The organism is Thermosynechococcus sp. JY1331 (assembly GCF_031583475.1).
GTDB lineage: Bacteria > Cyanobacteriota > Cyanobacteriia > Thermosynechococcales > Thermosynechococcaceae > Thermosynechococcus.
The window spans coordinates 1378794-1395707 of sequence record NZ_CP134180.1 but is presented as its reverse complement, the minus strand read 5'-3'; the positions used below and the strand labels follow the sequence as shown (position 1 = coordinate 1395707).

The window sequence follows — 16914 nt, the reverse complement described above, 5'->3', positions numbered from 1 at the left end:
GAGGGTGGGGATCAAAGTAGAAGGAAAGTCCAGCTACTTTTAAGCTAGCACCGACAAAAGATCGAGGGATAGCCCCGACAGGATTAAACCGCAGTGGGGATACGGACTTCCTTGAGGAGATTGGCCAGTTCTTGCAGTTGATTGATCGCCTCTGCCCCTTCGAGTTTCATGAGTTCGCGGTCATCGCGCATTTCAGTCCAAGTGATCCCATAGTCAGAGACCAAAAAGCGAATCAGGTGGTTGTCGGCCAAGCTGACCATGAAGGAGGCACTGTTGAGTTCACCGCCACAGGTGTAGCAGGAGGCCATGTAGCCTCGGTTTTCTAGGGCAATTGCCAGAGCTTGCAGGTTCAGCACTAAATCGCGAATAAACTGGCGGTGTTGTTCGGCTAAACGGTAAAACATAGGACGATGCACTCCAAGCAATGAACAAAGTTATAGCACAGCTGCTAGGGAAATATTAAGACAATCTTAAGAAAGGGCAAGGCCGTACCAACGTTGTTAAATTCCTGCAGCCATTTGTAAAATTTGATAGAAAAATAAGGGAAGCTCAAATTTGTTATCGAAACCATCTTATGAAAGAGGGGACTTAACAGCTGCCCGTTGGGGATAGCCCTCCAAAGCGCGACGTTTACCTCTGGCTACCCTTTGCTCAACGTTTTAGCGGTTGTGGATTTGTTCTTGCTACTATACTCTTCATTTTAGCTTTAATCTACTTTAGGATTGGCTTTACGTTTCTAGGGTAGAGTAGCCCTAACGACATATCTTGCAAGACAATGCCAGCAACCACGATTGTTCCCGTTGCCCTTGCGGTTCTTTACCAAGGCGATCGCGTTCTTATGCAACTGCGAGATGATTATCCCCATATCTTGTATGCCGGCCACTGGGGACTTTTTGGCGGTCATCTTGAACCCGAAGAAGCACCGCTCGCGGGCGTCCAGCGGGAAGTCTATGAGGAGATTGGCTACTGCCCACCTCACCTCACCTTTTTTGGAGAGTACGGCGATCCCCAAGTACATCGCTATATTTTCACAGGCCCTTTGACGTGTGCACTCGAAAACTTGGTACTCAACGAAGGACAGGGCATGGACTTGGTACCCTACGATTCGGTGGTGGCTGGGGTTCACTATGCCCAAACCCTCGGCGAAGATCGCCCCTTAGGCGCCATCCACCAGCGCATTCTGCTGGATTTCTTTGCTAGGAGAGAATCCCCCGTTTAAGCAGCAAACTGTTGCAGCACCCGTTCGGGGGTTCCCAGTCCTTGGACAGAGCGATCGAGATACAGCACCTGATCACAGGTTGCCCTTACCCGCTCCAAGTGATGGGAAATTTGTAAAATCGCCCAGCCCTCACTCACCTTGAGGGTCTCCAGTAGGTCATAAAATTGTTGCTCACCTCGGAGATCTAAGCCAGCGGGAGCTTCATCCAAAATCAGGAGACGACGGGGTTGTACTAAGCAATAGGCCAAGAGGGCGCGTTTTGTTTCGCCTCCAGAGAGAGAACTCATGGGTTGGCGGGCAAGGTGTTCTAAATGTAGGCGTTGCAGACTCTCCCAAATGGCGCGATCGCGCTGCTGTCGGTGCTGCCAAGGCCACTGCCATGTGGGTTGCCCCCAGCCCAAGCCCACAAATTCAGCCACGGTGATCGGAATGCGTGGATCGCACTGAAAATTTTGCGGCAAGTAGGCTACCTGTTGGCGGACATAGGGGAGCGTGCGGCGATAACCCATACCATAGCCCAAGAGGGTCACCCGTCCCTGCTGGTAGGGAATAATGCCCAAAATGGCTTGAATCAGGCTACTTTTGCCCGCCCCATTGGGACCAATAATGGCCATATTCGTATCGGCGGCGAGGGTAAAGGAGACATGTTCCACCACCCAGCGATCGCCCCGCCGCACCGAGAGGTTTTCCACCTCTAGCAGGTATTCGTTCACAGTGCTGCCCCTAACGGTCTATTCACCTGCATCCACCATGTCCCTACCACCGCGATCGCATCGGGACGACGATAGACTTGCTGTTGCGCCCCAAAAGCCTCAGCCAGATTGCGAATGTTTTGCTCCATTCTTTGCAGGAAGTAGGTCGGCGTGAGATCAGCGGCAGTGGGAGCACGCTCTAGGGGATCAAACACACTCACTTTTACGCCCAAATCCTGCGCTAAACTTTCAAAGACCTGTTCTTGCCCCGGTTCCGTCAGGAGGGTTTTCAGGTCACTTTGTTGCACCGCCTGCATCACCCGCTGCACATCCGCAGGTGAGGGGTTAACCGACGGAATGCCCACGAGATAGATTGCTTTCAGGTTATAACTCTCGGCAAAGTAGGGTGCGACATCGTGATAAACCACAAATGTTTTGCCCGCAAAGGGAGTAAGTTTTTCCCGGGCGAGGGCATCTAGGGCGTCTAACTCCTGAATAAAGGCGGCACTATTTTGCTTGTAGATGGCAGCCCCTTCGGGATCCACAGCAATCAGACCATCGCGAATGTTTTTCACCTGCTGCATGGCGCGCTGGGGATCTAGCCAAATGTGGGGATTGAATTCACCGTGGCTGTGACCGTGGTCATCATGAACGTGGTCGTGGTGGTGATCGTGATCATCCTTTTCGCTGGCAAGGGTGGCCACCCCCGCGCTGGTATCAATGATCTTGAGATTGGGATTGGCGGCATTTTCAATCAGTTTGTCTAAAAAGGTTTCCATCTCAAGGCCATTTTTGACCAAAACCCTTGCTGTGGCCAGCAGCCGCACATCCTCAGGCCGCGCTTGAAAGTCATGGGGGTCAATATTGGCCGGCAAGAGTTGCTCAACAGTGGCGCGATCGCCTGCGACCGCTTTTGTAAAGGCAGTGATGGGTAAGAAAGTCGTCACAATGGTGAATTGGGCTTCTGCCTGTGAGGTCTCTTGCTCCTGTGGCGACTGGGCTTGGGGGGCACAACTGCCCAAAAATACCCCCAGAGTTACCAGCAGCCCCCAGCGTTTAAGGTGAGCTTGGATAGCCATAGAGAAATAGATGAATGATAACCATTCTCATATTTGCACACTTAGGCAGGGAGAGCAAGCAAAAATAAAGGGGCAAGTCTAAACCTCCCCCTTCGCAAAAACCAATTAGCGATCGCGAGTTTTTAGCCTTCGAGATTCAAGAACGGCAAGAGTGCCATGATCCGTGCCCGCTTAATCGCCACTGCCAGTTGTCGCTGTTGCTTGGCCGTGAGACCGGTCACCCGCCGCGGCAAGATTTTCCCCCGTTCAGTAATAAAGCGCCGTAGTAAATCAACATCCTTGTAATCAATGGGCTGTCCAGGGGGAATGGGAGAAATGCGTCGCCGATAAAATGCCATAGCTGTCCTCTAATTACTTGATTTCTTTGTGAATGGTGTGCTTGTTGCAGTGGGGGCAAAATTTCTTCAGTTCTAACCGCCCTGTGGTGGTGCGACGATTTTTGGTGGTGGTGTAGCGAGATACGCCAGGCGATCGCTTGGCCGGATTAGTGCGACACTCTGTGCACTCTAGGGTGATAATGATTCTGGCGCCTTTTGCTTTAGCCATGGTCTTGCCTATCTATCCAGTGAGCCGATCTCTAATTATGGCAGATCTTTGCGGATTTTGCTCACCAATTCAATGAGCTTGCGATCAAGGGCAAAGCCCCGCCGACAGCGATATACCTTTGTGCCGCCAAGGCGATCGTGGAGCGTGCGGTGCTCTTCATCAATCCACGCCAAGCTACAGTCAACGGCCAAGGGCAGTGCCAAAATAATCAGCGCCATACTCGGGCCATAGGACTCCAAGCCTGCCAATGTCAACAGCGCCCCGACACCAATCACCAGTTCTCGCTTGCTGAGGGAAAGGAGATCCGGTGTCCGCTGCCGCTGATCCAACAGGCGCACATTCATCAGCCAATGGCCGGGGCTTTGACCCTTATTGCGGTTAACCATCGCCACCCGCAGCAACCACCAAACGATGGCAAAAACAAACAGTTGCCCCCACTGAATGGCGGCTCCCGGCGTGATACCGACAACACTCGTCAACCAGATGAGGATAAAGTCAATGCTGGTGGCGATCGCCCGTCGCCAAGGCTGAGCCAGTGGTAAGGGGGGTGGATATTGACGGGAAAGTGCCATAGCAAACACGCGGTGGCAAAAGGCCAGAGAATGGCTACACTAGTATAGCTTGAGGCCGATTCCCTCAAAAAATTCTGCGGAGTTTGGACGGTGCAACCCGTTGATTTGACCACCCTGCGTGCTGTTTGTGCCGATCTCCAACATTGGCTACCGGCACGGCTCGAAACGGTTTACCAGCGCGATCGCCACACGATTGCCTTGGCGCTGCGCACGCTGAAAAAACAGGATTGGCTAACCCTCAGTTGGCATCCCCAAGCGGCACGCATTGCCTTTGAACCACCGCCCCCCCGCCAACCCGACACCTTTACCTTTAGTCAGCAACTCCATGCCCAACTCAATCGCCTTGCCCTTGTGCGGGTGGGGTTAGTCAACCCTTGGGAGCGCGTCTTGGTCTTGGAATTTGCCCCTCGTCCGCAGGCAGCAACGCAGTGGCGTCTCTATGCCGAGATCATGGGCAAGTACAGCAACGTGATTCTGGTTAACGCTGCCGGGGAAATTGTTACTGCTGCCCACCAAGTCAATGCCCAACAGTCCCGCTTGCGCCCAATTCTGACCGGTCAACCCTATGTGCCCCCACCCCCCCTAACGGCCGCGTTGCCCAGTTGCGAGATTCCCTTTGAGCAGTGGCAACAACAGGTAAGCGTGATTCCCGGACTGCTGCGGCAGCAACTTCTGAAGGCCTATCGGGGACTGAGTCCAGCCTTCGTACAGCAACTACTGGCGGATGCCGCATTGTCCCTAGAAAGTCACACCACAGAGCTCACCGCTGAAGAATGGCGACGGCTATTTGACCATTGGCAGCACTGGCTGGCGTGTTTAGAGAGCGGGCATTTTGTCCCCCAATTGACATCAACGGGCTATCGCGTCATTCCCCCCCTTGGGACTCAGAGCCAGCCAACGGCCACTATCCATGAGCTGCTTGCCACCTACTACCAAGACCAACTGCGGCAACAGCAAACGCAGCAACTCCGTCAACAGTTGCACCAGAGCCTACAGGCACAGCGGCAAAAACTGATCGCCAAAATTGAGGGCTTTCGGGAACGCTTAGCGGCGGCGGCTGGGGGCGATCGCCAGCGGTATTTGGCCGACCTACTGATGGCCCATGCCCACCTGTGGCAACCGGGGATGACGAAACTGATCGTGACGGACTTTGCCACCCAAGAACCCCTTGCCATTCCCCTCTCGCCAGAGAAGAGCGCCATCCAAACGGCGCAGGAGCTGTACAAACAACAGCAGAAACTCAAACGTGCCCAGCAGCACATTACGCCGCTCCTCACCGCTGCTGAAGAGGAACTCGCCTATCTCGATCAGGTGGCGGCCACCCTCACTACGGCCACATCCTTAGATGTCCTTGAGGAGATTCGCGCTGAATTAATTCAACAGGGATACCTGACGGCGCCCGATTACTATCGTCCCCCTACCACGCCCAGTCCCTACCTACGCTATACGACACCAAGTGGCTTCACGGTTCTCGTGGGGCGCAACAACCGTCAGAATGACGATCTCACCTTTCGCGTTGCCAGTCCCTACGATTGGTGGTTTCACACCCAAGAGATTCCCGGTAGCCATGTAATTCTCCGCCTCGAAGCGGGGGAGGTGCCCAGTGAGAAAGATATTCAATACGTGGCGAATTTGGCGGCCTACCATAGTCAAGCCCGTGCCAGTGCCCAAGTACCCGTGGTCTATACTTGCCGCAAGTATGTGCAAAAACCGAAGGGCGCCAATCCGGGGATGGTGATCTACGATCAGGCGACAGTGGTGTGGGGGTGCCCTCTGAGTGTCAGTGATGGCTCTTCCGATCTGCCCCAAGGGGGTGCTGGCGGCGATCGCCACGGGATCATGGCAGAATAGAACCGTGTTTTTTACGACACCATTGACTGCTGAGGTTCTATGCTGCGCCTAAATCGAAAATCCCTAATTTCAATCCTATTAAGCGTTGTTGCCATTATTTTAGTCGGCTGTGGCGGTCCCAGTGCCACGACCACCCCTCCGCCCACCTATAGTGAGTTGCAAATTACTCGCATTCAAGACTACCTGAGTGACATTGAGAAAAATGCTGAACGCTTTGCCGACCTAGAGGTCAGTGTGGCCAAAGGGGATTGGCAGGAAGCCCGCAACATTATGCGTGGCCCTCTCGGTGAAATGCTGATGGATATGCGTGCCCTCAACCGCAATCTCTTGGCAAAGGATCAACCCACCCCCACAGCTTTGACCCGTGCCCTGACGGATGACTTCCTGAAAATTGATCAGGGGGCGGATCTCAATAGTGTCACCGTGGCTCAAGAGGGCTTCCGTGATGCTGAAGCGGACTTCAAGGCCTATCTCAATAGCTTGCCTGAGTTGTCCTAGTCCCCTGCGTTTCTCCTAGGTTGATAGCCGTTGCCCATGTCCTTCGTCGGTCTGCATATTCACAGTGATTACAGTCTCCTCGATGGAGCTAGCCAGCTTCCCGACCTAGTGGCACGGGCAATGGAATTGGGGATGCCCGCGATCGCCCTCACGGATCACGGGGTGATGTATGGCGCCGTTGAACTGTTAAAGTTGTGTCGCGGCAAACCCCTGAAGCCAATCATTGGCAATGAGATGTACGTCATCAATGGCGACATCACCAAACAGGAGCGCAAACCCCGCTTTCACCAAGTGGTGCTGGCCAAAAATAAACAGGGCTACCACAACCTCTGCAAACTCACCACCATCTCCCACCTCCAGGGCTTCCAAGGCAAGGGAATTTTTGCTCGCCCCTGCATCAATAAAGAACTGTTGGCGCAATACCGCGACGGACTCATTGTCACCAGTGCTTGCCTCGGTGGTGAGATTCCCCAAGCCATTTTGCAGGGCAAGCCGGATTTAGCACGCCGTGTTGCTGCCTGGTATCAAGAGACCTTTGGTGAGGATTTTTACCTTGAGATCCAAGACCACGGCAGTCAAGAGGATCGGGTAGTCAACGTTGAACTGGTGCGCATTGGCCGCGAGTTGGGGATCAAAATTATTGCCACCAATGACTCCCACTTTATCTCCTGCAATGACGTTGAAGCCCACGACGCCCTGCTTTGTATCCAGACCAACAAGCTGCTCACCGATGACAAGCGGATGCGCTATAGCGGCACGGAGTACCTGAAATCCGCTGCTGAAATGGCTCGGCTGTTTCGGGATCACTTGCCCGCTGAGGTCATTGAAGAGGCTTTGGCGAATACCCTTGAAGTGGCCGAAAAGATTGAACCCTATGACATCTTTCGTGAACCCCAAAGTCCAGAGTTTCCAGTGCCTGCTGGCCATACAGCCGATACCTACCTAGAGCAAGTGGCGTGGCAAGGACTGTTGGAGCGATTTCACCTCAGCGATCGCCAACAGTTGGATCCCACCTACCGGCAGCGACTGGAATACGAACTCAAAATGCTCCAGCAGATGGGGTTCTCGAACTATTTCCTCGTGGTTTGGGACTACATCAAATATGCCCGCGACCACAATATTCCCGTCGGGCCAGGGCGGGGATCGGCGGCGGGTTCCCTTGTGGCCTATGCCCTGCGCATTACCAACATTGATCCCGTACACCACGGCTTGCTCTTTGAGCGGTTTTTGAACCCTGAGCGCAAGTCCATGCCCGATATTGATACGGACTTCTGCATTGACCGCCGCGAGGAGGTGATCCAGTACGTCACCGAAAAATACGGCAGCGATCGCGTCGCCCAGATCATCACCTTCAACCGCATGACCTCAAAGGCGGTGCTCAAGGATGTGGCACGGGTGCTGGATATTCCCTATAGCCAAGCGGATCAAATGGCAAAGCTGATTCCGGTGGTGCGGGGCAAACCGGTTAAATTGGCGGTGATGATCTCCGATGACACCCCCTCGCCAGAATTCAAGGAAAAGTACGACAGTGATCCGCTGGTGCGCCGCTGGATTGATATGGCGATGCGCATTGAGGGCACCAACAAAACCTATGGCGTCCATGCAGCCGGCGTTGTCATTGCCTCAGAACCCTTGGATCAACTGGTGCCGCTGCAACGCAATAACGATGGGGCGGTGATTACCCAGTATTTCATGGAGGATCTGGAATCCCTTGGCCTTTTGAAGATGGACTTTTTGGGTCTCAAGAACCTGACAATGATCCAAAAGACGCGGGAGCTGATCCAGAAAAACCACGGTCAAACCCTTGATTTGGATGCATTGCCCCTAGATGATGCCAAGACGTACCAAATTCTGGCGGAAGGTAAACTGGAGGGCATCTTCCAACTAGAATCTTCGGGGATGCGCCAAATTGTCCGAGATCTCAAGCCCTCAAATCTGGAAGACATTTCCTCGGTGCTGGCGCTCTATCGACCGGGGCCGTTGGATGCAGGCCTGATTCCCAAATTCATTAACCGCAAGCATGGTCGGGAACCCATTCAATATCAACATGAGCTTTTGAAACCCATTTTGCAGGAAACCTACGGCGTTCTCTGTTATCAGGAGCAGATCATGCGGATGGCGCAGGACTTGGCGGGCTATTCCCTTGGTCAAGCGGATTTGCTGCGCCGCGCGATGGGCAAAAAGAAAAAAGAGGAAATGGAAAAACATGAAGCCCTCTTCATTGAGGGAGCGGCGAAAAATGGGGTGCCCAGTGCGGTGGCTCAGGAACTCTTTAAGCAGATGCTGGATTTTGCTGAATACTGTTTGAGTGGTGAGACGGCGGTGATGACGGTGGAATATGGGGCTGTCCCGATTCGCCGCTTGGTGCAGGAACAGTTGGCCTGTCAGGTGTACAGCCTTGATTCCCAAGGGCATCTTTATACCCAGCCCATTGCCCAATGGCACTTTCAGGGCTTCCGTCCCGTGTATGAGTATGAACTTGAGGATGGCTCAACGATTTGTGCGACACCTGATCACCGCTTTATGACCACCCGTGGCCAGATGCTGCCCATTGAGCAAATTTTTCAGGAAGGACGAGAGCTATTCCAATTCGCGATCGCCCCCAGTACGGCGCTGGCTCAAGGTCTCAAACCAGCGGTGCAGATGAGCCGCTAGACAATCTTGAATAGCTTCACTCACCTGATCAGTGGGTTGATCCGCCGCAATTCGCTGCCAGCGATCGCCCCCTGCCTCAGCCAAGGCCATAAATCCTTGACGAACTCGCTCATGAAAGGCCACCGCATGCTGCTCTAGGCGATCCGCTATGCCCCGCCGTTGGGTGCGGGCAAGGCCAACCTGAACCGGCAGATCCAGCCAGAGAACTAAATCCGGCATCAGTCCAGCGGTGGCAATCTGGTTGATGTGCTCGATGAGGCTCAAGTCCAGTCCCCGCCCATAGCCTTGGTAGGCAATGGTGGAAGCCGTGTAGCGATCGCACAGGACAATGCCCCCCCGTTGCAGTTGGGGGCGGATACTCGTCGCCACGTGCTGGGCGCGATCGGCGGCATAGAGAAGGAGTTCTGCCATGGGATCAATCTCTAAATCACTATGGAGCAGCAGTTGCCGCAGGCCTTGGCCAAGGGGCGTTCCCCCCGGTTCACGGGTCAGCAGCAGGGGCGGATCAATGTCAGCGGATCGTAATTTTGCCAGCCAGCCACTGTCCTCTAGCCATGTGGCGATCGCCCCCATTTGGGTGGTTTTACCGGCACCCTCTCCCCCCTCTAGGACAATAAACAAACCAGTGTAGGGATGCATGAATTCAGCGATTTTGAAGAAAGGTTTGATATAATCGCGGCATCCTGCCATACAATGCAGGTCACCTTACAATGGGGGTAATGCTCAATTCCCTGTGATTTCCTAGGAACACCAGCAGTGACAGCGCCCCGTCTGTTCCGTGATTACACTAGAACCATTGTTCGCGAATTATTAGTTTACCACTTGGCGGTTATGGCTCGATATGCTCGTGTTGTTACTATTGCACTCCCTCGGGCACGGCTAAAGGAAGAGCTGGTGCAAACCCTAGAAGCCTGCGATTTGACGGTAACCCATGTGGGGGATGATTACGTCGTGGCACGGGAGAGCGCGCTCAATGCCATTTCAATGTCCCAACTGGTTACGGTTGAAGTCCTGATTGATAAAACCACGCCCCAAAAGGATGTCACCAAGTTTGATCTGGTGCTCAAGAATAAGGAACTGACCCTCAAGAAAAATAATCACTGCTTTGAATGGTTTGACCGTGTGAGTCGCGCCATTGCCGAAAATGAAAATTGGGAATTAGTTAATACAGTTGCCACACTGTGACGGTGCTGCCAGCAAATGCAACAGTGACCATTGTGGGCGCCGGGGTGGTTGGCTCGGCGATCGCCTACGAACTGAGTCGTGTGCTTGATCCAGCGGAAACGCCGATTCTTGTCCTTGAAGCACAACGGGAGGAAGATTGGCAAGCGACCGGTGCGGCTCTTGGTGTTCTCATTGTCCACCTCAGTCGGCGGCGACGTGGACGCAACTTTCAACTACGGCAGGCCAGTTTGGCACGTTATGAAACCCTCATTCCGGAGTTGGCGGCAGAAACGGGGGTTCAGATTCCCTACCAGCGCCGAGGCATTATCGAAATCTGTACCACTAAGGACGAGGCGATCGCCACCCAAGCATGGTTGCAGGAACAGGCTCCCCAAGGCGTGCAGTGGCTCTCGCCAAAAGAAGTCCAAGATCAATGTCCCCTTGTGGATATCCACCACATTCACGGTGCACTTTGGGCAACGGGCGATCGCCAAGTCACCCCTAAACCCTTGACTCAAGCCCTGCGCCAAGCGGCTCATCAACGGGGCGTCAAGTTCTTGTATCAAAGCCCTGTCCGGCAGCTCCAGCGATCGCCCCAAGGGGGATGGATTTTACAGCTCAATCAAGCAGCCATCGAGACCGAATACCTGATCTTAGCGGCAGGTCTAGGGACAACGCCCCTTACGCAAGCCCTCGATCGCTCTGTCACTGTGGAACCGGTTTTGGGACAAGCCCTAGAGTTTGCCTGTCATATTGATGGAAATACACCAGTGATGACGGCTGAAGGCATTCATTTTGTCCCCTTGCCTTGGGGGCGGGTGTGGGTGGGCGCCACCGTGGAGTTCAACACCCTCACCGCGAATCCGCAAACCCTTGATCAACTGCATGGACGGGCGATCGAACTTTGGCCAGTTCTGAAAACGGCTCCTGTGACCCAACAGTGGCAGGGACTGCGACCCCGCCCCAGCGATCGCCCGGCACCCATCATCGAAAAAATAGACGACCACACTTGGCTGGCCACTGGCCACTACCGCAATGGTATCCTGCTAGCTCCCATCACCGCCCAAAAAATTGCCCAATCCCTGAGGCTGACCTTGGCCAAGGGCGATCGCCCCAAGGGGGACACAGCATTGATAAAATAAAAGCCAGCGTTGTGGGGTACATACCATGGAAGTGAATCCTTTTGGCTTGGTGGCAACAGCCATGTTTGTCTTGGTGCCAACAGTGTTCTTGATTATTTTGTACGTGCAAACGGAAAGTCAGAAGAAGAGCAGCTAAGATAGATCTCTACGGCTAGAGCGAAAACGACTCTATTTTTGCCGCAGATGCTCTAAATAGTCCTTAATTGATACGGCCTGTGACTGCTGCTTCGTTTTCACCCCTTTGTATTGCACCTACCCACGTCTATCGCGGTTGGTCAATTCTCTCCCAAGCGGGGGAAGCCATTGCTCAATGGGGGCATCATCCCCTTTTAGTGGTTTCACCGCAGCGGTATCAGCAGCTTGAGCAGGAGTGGCAGGCGATCGCCCGCTCCCATGATCTCACCTTCAGCGTAGGGACATTCCATGGTGAGTGCAGTGAATCCACCCTTGCCCAGCTCCGCCAAGAGGCGCAAGGCAGCGATCTCATCATTGGCATTGGCGGTGGCAAAGCCCTAGATACGGCTAAACTGTTGGGGCATCAGCTCCACTTACCCGTGGTGACCATTCCCACCTCGGCAGCCACCTGTGCCGCTTGGACAGCCCTCTCCAATATCTATACAGAGGCCGGTGCCTTTGCCTATGATGTGGCACTCCACCGTTGCCCGGATCTGCTGTTCTTGGACTATGCCCTGATTCAAACGGCGCCGAAGCGAACCCTGCTTGCCGGCATTGGCGATGCCCTTGCCAAGTGGTATGAGGCCTCGGTGAGTAGTGGCCACCGCCAAGAAACGCTGATTGTGGCGGCGGTACAGCAAGCCCGAGTATTGCGCGATATTCTCTTGCAGCAATCCGCTGAGGCCCTGGCCAATGTGGGCAGTACCGCTTGGGAAAATGTCGTCGATGCCAGTGTCCTCATGGCAGGGATGATTGGGGGCTTGGGGGGTGCCCAATGCCGCACGGTGGCAGCCCATGCGGTGCACAACGGTCTGACCCAACTGCCCCAAAGTAGGGGCACCCTCCATGGAGAAAAAGTGGCCTACGGTATTCTGGTGCAACTACGCTTGGAAGAGCTAGTTCAAGGCAGTCAACTAGCTGCTAGCGCTCGCCATCAGCTGTGCCAGTTCTATGAGCAGGTGGGTTTGCCCCTGAGTTTAGAGGATTTGGGTTTCCAAGAGGCCAGCTTGGCGCAACTCCAGCACGCTGCAACCGTTGCCTGCGCTCCCCACTCCGATATTCACTATTTGCCTTTTGCGGTGACACCTGATTTGCTGCTAGAAGCAATGGTGTCCACCGTGGTCGGCTACAGTGCCACAGTCTTGGATGGGAGTGCCCGTTAGATGGGGTTAGAGTGGATTCAGCCGGCCGATCGCTTGGGGGCATTGCCGCCCTACGTCTTTGCGCGTCTCGATGAACTGAAGCTGAAAGCCCGCCAGCAGGGACTGGACTTAATTGACTTGGGGATGGGCAATCCCGATGGCTCCGCCCCGCGTCCGGTGATTGAAGCAGCGATCGCCGCCTTTGAGGAACCCAGCTACCACGGTTATCCCCCCTTTGAAGGCACAGCGGTTTTCCGTCAAGCCATTACCCGTTGGTATCAGCGCCGCTACAATGTCTCCCTTGATCCTGATGGGGAAGCCCTCCCCCTGTTGGGATCAAAAGAGGGACTGACGCACCTTGCCCTTGCCTATGTCAATCCGGGGGATGTGGTTCTTGTACCTAGCCCGGCCTATCCTGCCCATTTTCGTGGACCTGCGATCGCCGGTGCCAACATCTATCCCCTCATTCTCAAACGGGAAAAGGGCTGGCTCATTGATCTCAGTGAGATTCCCAGTGACATTGCCCGCCAAGCCAAGGTTTTGTACTTCAACTATCCCAGCAACCCTACGGCGGCGATCGCCCCCCGCTCTTTCTTTGAAGAAATCGTTGCCTTTGCCCGCGAATATCAAATCCTTCTAGTGCATGACCTTTGCTACGCTGAACTGGCCTTTGATGGCTATCAACCCACCAGCTTACTGGAAATTCCCGGTGCCAAGGAAATCGGCGTTGAGTTCCATACCCTCTCAAAAACCTACAATATGGCCGGTTGGCGGGTGGGGTTTGTGGTGGGCAACCGCCACATTATTCAGGGCTTGCGTACGCTGAAAACGAACTTAGATTATGGGGTTTTTTCCGTCTTACAAAAAGCGGCAGAGGTGGCCTTGAGCCTGCCCGATAGCTACATTGCCTCTGTGTGCGATCGCTATCGCCAACGGCGGGATTTTCTGATTCAAGGCTTGAATGAACTGGGCTGGCAACTCACCCCAACCCAAGCAACGATGTACCTGTGGGTGCCCGTACCCGTGGGCATGAGTTCGACAGATTTTGCCCTCAAACTGCTTCAGGAGACAGGCGTTGTTGTGACCCCCGGCAATGCTTTTGGCGAAGGGGGTGAAGGATACGTGCGCATTAGCCTCATTGCCGATCGCGATCGCCTAGGTGAAGCCCTCAAACGCATGGCTCAAGCCAATATTCGCTTCGATAGCTTAAGTCAATGTTAAAAGCCCGGAAGGCTGATGAAATTTCACACCCACTCGCAAAGGTCATCCTAGGCGGCTATTCCATGCGGTCTCGGCGTCCTTGAGAGCCTGATCAATTGTCTTTTGTCCGAGGAGGACAGCTTGCAAGTTTTCGTAGAGGAGTCGTTGTAGCTCCTTAATATCCCGCAGGGGGGGAATGAGAACCTCTGCTTGGCTCATTTGAGCAGCGCTGACGGATCGGGCAATGTCCACAGGGGTGGCATTTTCACCAATGGTACGGAAGTAGGAATCCGCTAAGGCTGCTTGTGTAGAAGGCAGAACATTCGCTTCCTTGGCAAAGGCGAGCTGGTTTTCATTGTTGGTGACAAAGAGGGCAAATTCTACGGCTAGGTCAGGATGGCGACTCTGGCGGGGCACCAGTAAATTCATCACAGCAACATTTTTCTTGCCAGTGTCTCCGGTCAACTGGGGGGCAGGGGCTGAAACGGCTGCAATAGTGGGGGCATTGGTGGCGATCGCGTTCAAAAATTCCGGACTGGTCATCACTAGCGCCGTTTGTCCCGCTTGATAGAGTTCAATACCTTGGCGGTGGCCTTCAGTCAGCACCTGTGGCGGCAAGAGTCCCTGACGATAGAGATCCAGCCAATACTGGAAAACGGCTTTGCCCACTGCGGAATTAAAGGCAGCACGGCCTTGATCATCGACAAGCTTCACCCCCATCTGTACCATGGCCTGCATCAGTTCGGCAGAGTCCTCGGGCACCATCGTGATAAAGAAGGCGTATTTGCCCGTTTTCTCCTTCACGACTTTAGCAACACTGGCAAGTTCAGCAAAGGTTTGCGGGGGGCGATCGACCCCAGCAGCGGCAAGAATCGCCTTGTTATAAATCGTTACCCGCGAGGTGAGGTACCAAGGCACGGCAAAACTCTTGCCCTCTAACGTCGTTGCCTGCCAGATATTCGGTAAATAACGCTCGCGCACGGCTGGCGGCACATAGTCATTGAGATTGAGCCACGCATTGCGTCCTGCCAACAACGCCGCAAAGTCGGGGTTCAGGTTCACCACATCGGGAGCAGTGCCCGCTAATACTGCCATGAGAATTTTGGTCTGCATTGCCGTCCAAGGAATATCCACCCAGCGCACATGGACATCGGGATGTTGGGCTTCAAATTCCGCAATCAGGCGATGGAAGTAGTCAGTAAATTTCGGTTGCAGTTGCATGGTCCAGAATTCAATCTGGGTGCCTTGGCTAGGCGGCGTTGTTCCACAACTGGTGAGGATGGCCAGCCATAGCCCCACCAACAGCCCAGAGATCCAGCGTTGCCACGATCGCATTGCTGAAGACTCCTACAGGGGGGGGAGTTCAGAGGTACAGGCACGGCAGCGACTTGCCTTGAGGGGCACGGACTCCAAGCAGTAGGGGCACTCCCGTTGTTCGGGGGCAGGCGGTTTCTTGGGCAGCAAGGGCAAAATGAGTTTCAGGAGAATAAATAGGCTGAGGGCAATCACCCCAAAGTCGAGTAAACTGCCCAAAAATTTGCCAATTCGCATGCCTGAGCCGACGGTCAGTTCGCGCCAGTCGCCGCCGGGAATCAGAGGATTGACCAAGGGCATGATGAGGTCTTCAACAACGGAAGTAACAATGCGGCCAAAGGCACCCCCCACCACGACAGCGATCGCTAGATCAATGACATTTCCCTTTAGGGCAAATTCGCGGAACTCTTGCCAAAATTGCTTGACCTGTCGGCGGTTTAGTCGCGCCATGCCCACTCCTCAGTAGTACACAAAAATTAACACTTATCTTCATCAATGACCAAAATTTTAGCGATGCCGCTAGCCAACGGGCAAACTCTAGGCTAACATTGTAGATCCAGTCAGAAAGTGTTCGAGCGATCGCTGGTATGATTGCGTATGGCACCCACTTCTGCCCGCTTGATAACTCACTATACACCCCCATTTTCGTTAAAGGAGCTAGGAAAACACTCGCATGGTCAATCAGGAAAAAACGTTAGACGTGGGCTTTACGCATGCTGATTTTGCAGCCTTACTGGACCGGTACGATTACCACTTCAACCCCGGCGACATTGTTGCTGGCACCGTCTTTAGCATCGAACCGAAGGGTGCCCTGATTGACATCGGTGCGAAAACCGCTGCCTACATCCCTATCCAAGAAATGTCTATCAACCGGATTGACAGTCCGGAAGAAGTCCTGCAACCGAACGAAACCCGTGAGTTCTTTATCTTGGCGGATGAAAATGAGGAAGGGCAGCTTACCCTCTCGATTCGTCGTATTGAGTACATGCGGGCTTGGGAGCGCGTTCGCCAACTGCAAGCGGAAGATGCCACCGTTCGTTCTCAGGTCTTTGCCACCAACCGTGGGGGTGCCCTTGTGCGCATTGAAGGGCTGCGTGGCTTTATCCCCGGTTCCCACATCAGCACCCGTGTCAACAAAGAAGAATTGGTGGGTGAAGAGCTACCCCTGAAGTTTTTAGAAGTGGATGAAGAGCGCAACCGCCTCGTCCTCAGTCACCGCCGTGCCCTTGTCGAACGCAAGATGAACAAACTGGAAGTGGGTGAAGTGGTGGTGGGAACGGTGCGTGGGATTAAGCCCTACGGTGCCTTCATTGACATTGGTGGGGTTAGCGGTCTGCTGCACATTTCCGAGATTTCCCACGATCACATTGATACGCCCCACAGTGTTTTCAATGTCAATGACCAAGTCAAGGTGATGATTATTGACCTTGATGCTGAGCGGGGTCGGATTTCCCTGTCCACCAAGCAACTGGAGCCAGAACCCGGTGACATGGTGAAAAATCCGCAGTTGGTCTATGAAAAGGCTGAAGAGATGGCAGAGCGCTATCGTCAGCAACTCCTGCAACAACAGCAGCAGGCCACCGCAGAGACCACTGAGGAAGTCATTGAAGACATTCCCGAAGCCACTGAAGACGATACGGCTGAGCCGATTCTTCAAGAAGCCTAG

19 protein-coding genes are annotated in these 16914 nt (G+C 54.0%); 10 read left to right on the top strand and 9 right to left on the bottom strand.

Annotation, left to right across the window (positions count from 1 at the left end):
- Positions 1–83: 83 nt before the first annotated feature.
- Positions 84–404 carry a DUF1815 family protein gene (locus RHJ31_RS06670; RefSeq protein ID WP_149818796.1) on the bottom strand — a complete coding sequence of 107 codons (321 nt, stop codon included), beginning with the start codon at positions 402–404 and terminating at the stop codon, positions 84–86.
- Positions 405–775: 371 nt separating this feature from the next.
- On the opposite strand from RHJ31_RS06670, the gene RHJ31_RS06665 reads away from it, so the two are divergent.
- Complete coding sequence (locus tag RHJ31_RS06665) at positions 776–1219, top strand: NUDIX hydrolase (protein WP_302676050.1); 444 nt, start codon at positions 776–778, stop codon at positions 1217–1219.
- Here the strand turns inward: RHJ31_RS06665 and RHJ31_RS06660 are convergent.
- The 5 genes from RHJ31_RS06660 to RHJ31_RS06640 all read right to left on the bottom strand — a co-directional run bounded on the left by RHJ31_RS06660 (position 1216) and on the right by RHJ31_RS06640 (position 4108).
- Complete coding sequence (locus RHJ31_RS06660) at positions 1216–1932, bottom strand: metal ABC transporter ATP-binding protein (protein ID WP_302676049.1); 717 nt, start codon at positions 1930–1932, stop codon at positions 1216–1218. The genes RHJ31_RS06665 and RHJ31_RS06660 overlap by 4 nt on opposite strands.
- A complete protein-coding gene (locus RHJ31_RS06655) occupies positions 1929–2990 on the bottom strand; it encodes a metal ABC transporter substrate-binding protein (RefSeq protein ID WP_302676048.1) in 1062 nt (353 codons plus the stop codon). The genes RHJ31_RS06660 and RHJ31_RS06655 overlap by 4 nt, the downstream gene beginning before the upstream one ends.
- 122 nt (positions 2991–3112) lie before the next feature.
- The gene (gene rpsR / locus RHJ31_RS06650; RefSeq protein ID WP_011057896.1) at positions 3113–3328 is read right to left on the bottom strand and encodes a 30S ribosomal protein S18; all 216 of its coding nucleotides are present in this window, start codon (positions 3326–3328) and stop codon (positions 3113–3115) included.
- 13 nt (positions 3329–3341) lie between these two features.
- Positions 3342–3536 carry a 50S ribosomal protein L33 gene (gene rpmG / locus RHJ31_RS06645; RefSeq protein ID WP_149818803.1) on the bottom strand — a complete coding sequence of 65 codons (195 nt, stop codon included), beginning with the start codon at positions 3534–3536 and terminating at the stop codon, positions 3342–3344.
- 35 nt (positions 3537–3571) lie between these two features.
- The gene (locus RHJ31_RS06640; RefSeq protein WP_302676047.1) at positions 3572–4108 is read right to left on the bottom strand and encodes an RDD family protein; all 537 of its coding nucleotides are present in this window, start codon (positions 4106–4108) and stop codon (positions 3572–3574) included.
- 90 nt (positions 4109–4198) lie between these two features.
- Here RHJ31_RS06640 and RHJ31_RS06635 point away from each other — a divergent pair, with 90 nt between their 5' ends.
- The 3 genes from RHJ31_RS06635 to RHJ31_RS06625 are packed head-to-tail and all read left to right on the top strand — an operon-like array spanning position 4199 to position 9112.
- The gene (locus RHJ31_RS06635; RefSeq protein ID WP_302676046.1) at positions 4199–5959 is read left to right on the top strand and encodes an NFACT family protein; all 1761 of its coding nucleotides are present in this window, start codon (positions 4199–4201) and stop codon (positions 5957–5959) included.
- Positions 5960–5998: 39 nt separating this feature from the next.
- On the top strand, positions 5999–6457 hold the full coding sequence (psbQ, locus tag RHJ31_RS06630; RefSeq protein WP_149818809.1) for a photosystem II protein PsbQ: 459 nt from the start codon (positions 5999–6001) through the stop codon (positions 6455–6457).
- A gap of 36 nt (positions 6458–6493) precedes the next feature.
- The gene (locus tag RHJ31_RS06625; RefSeq protein WP_302676045.1) at positions 6494–9112 is read left to right on the top strand and encodes a DNA polymerase III subunit alpha; all 2619 of its coding nucleotides are present in this window, start codon (positions 6494–6496) and stop codon (positions 9110–9112) included.
- On the opposite strand, the gene tmk is transcribed toward RHJ31_RS06625, so the two are convergent.
- Entirely contained in the window at positions 9038–9751 is a 714-nt protein-coding gene (tmk, locus tag RHJ31_RS06620) for a dTMP kinase (protein ID WP_310445760.1), read from the bottom strand. The genes RHJ31_RS06625 and tmk overlap by 75 nt on opposite strands.
- A gap of 192 nt (positions 9752–9943) precedes the next feature.
- On the opposite strand from tmk, the gene RHJ31_RS06615 reads away from it, so the two are divergent.
- The 5 genes from RHJ31_RS06615 (at position 9944) to RHJ31_RS06595 (ending at position 13955) form a co-directional block, all read left to right on the top strand.
- The gene (locus RHJ31_RS06615; protein ID WP_302676043.1) at positions 9944–10297 is read left to right on the top strand and encodes a hypothetical protein; all 354 of its coding nucleotides are present in this window, start codon (positions 9944–9946) and stop codon (positions 10295–10297) included.
- Positions 10294–11418: an FAD-dependent oxidoreductase gene (locus RHJ31_RS06610; protein ID WP_310445856.1), complete on the top strand. Its 1125-nt coding sequence runs from the start codon at positions 10294–10296 to the stop codon at positions 11416–11418. Before RHJ31_RS06615 ends, RHJ31_RS06610 begins: the two co-directional genes overlap by 4 nt.
- A 25-nt stretch (positions 11419–11443) precedes the next feature.
- Entirely contained in the window at positions 11444–11554 is a 111-nt protein-coding gene (gene psbM / locus RHJ31_RS06605) for a photosystem II reaction center protein PsbM (protein WP_149818817.1), read from the top strand.
- Positions 11555–11624: 70 nt separating this feature from the next.
- On the top strand, positions 11625–12755 hold the full coding sequence (locus RHJ31_RS06600) for an iron-containing alcohol dehydrogenase family protein (protein WP_315862982.1): 1131 nt from the start codon (positions 11625–11627) through the stop codon (positions 12753–12755).
- The gene (locus tag RHJ31_RS06595) at positions 12756–13955 is read left to right on the top strand and encodes an aspartate aminotransferase (protein ID WP_302676040.1); all 1200 of its coding nucleotides are present in this window, start codon (positions 12756–12758) and stop codon (positions 13953–13955) included. It begins immediately after the preceding gene.
- Positions 13956–13997: 42 nt separating this feature from the next.
- On the opposite strand, the gene RHJ31_RS06590 is transcribed toward RHJ31_RS06595, so the two are convergent.
- Complete coding sequence (locus tag RHJ31_RS06590; RefSeq protein ID WP_302676039.1) at positions 13998–15269, bottom strand: ABC transporter substrate-binding protein; 1272 nt, start codon at positions 15267–15269, stop codon at positions 13998–14000.
- A 12-nt stretch (positions 15270–15281) separates the two neighbouring features.
- Positions 15282–15698: a large conductance mechanosensitive channel protein MscL gene (gene mscL, locus RHJ31_RS06585; protein ID WP_302676038.1), complete on the bottom strand. Its 417-nt coding sequence runs from the start codon at positions 15696–15698 to the stop codon at positions 15282–15284.
- 223 nt (positions 15699–15921) lie between these two features.
- Here mscL and RHJ31_RS06580 point away from each other — a divergent pair, with 223 nt between their 5' ends.
- Positions 15922–16914 carry a 30S ribosomal protein S1 gene (locus RHJ31_RS06580; RefSeq protein WP_149818829.1) on the top strand — a complete coding sequence of 331 codons (993 nt, stop codon included), beginning with the start codon at positions 15922–15924 and terminating at the stop codon, positions 16912–16914.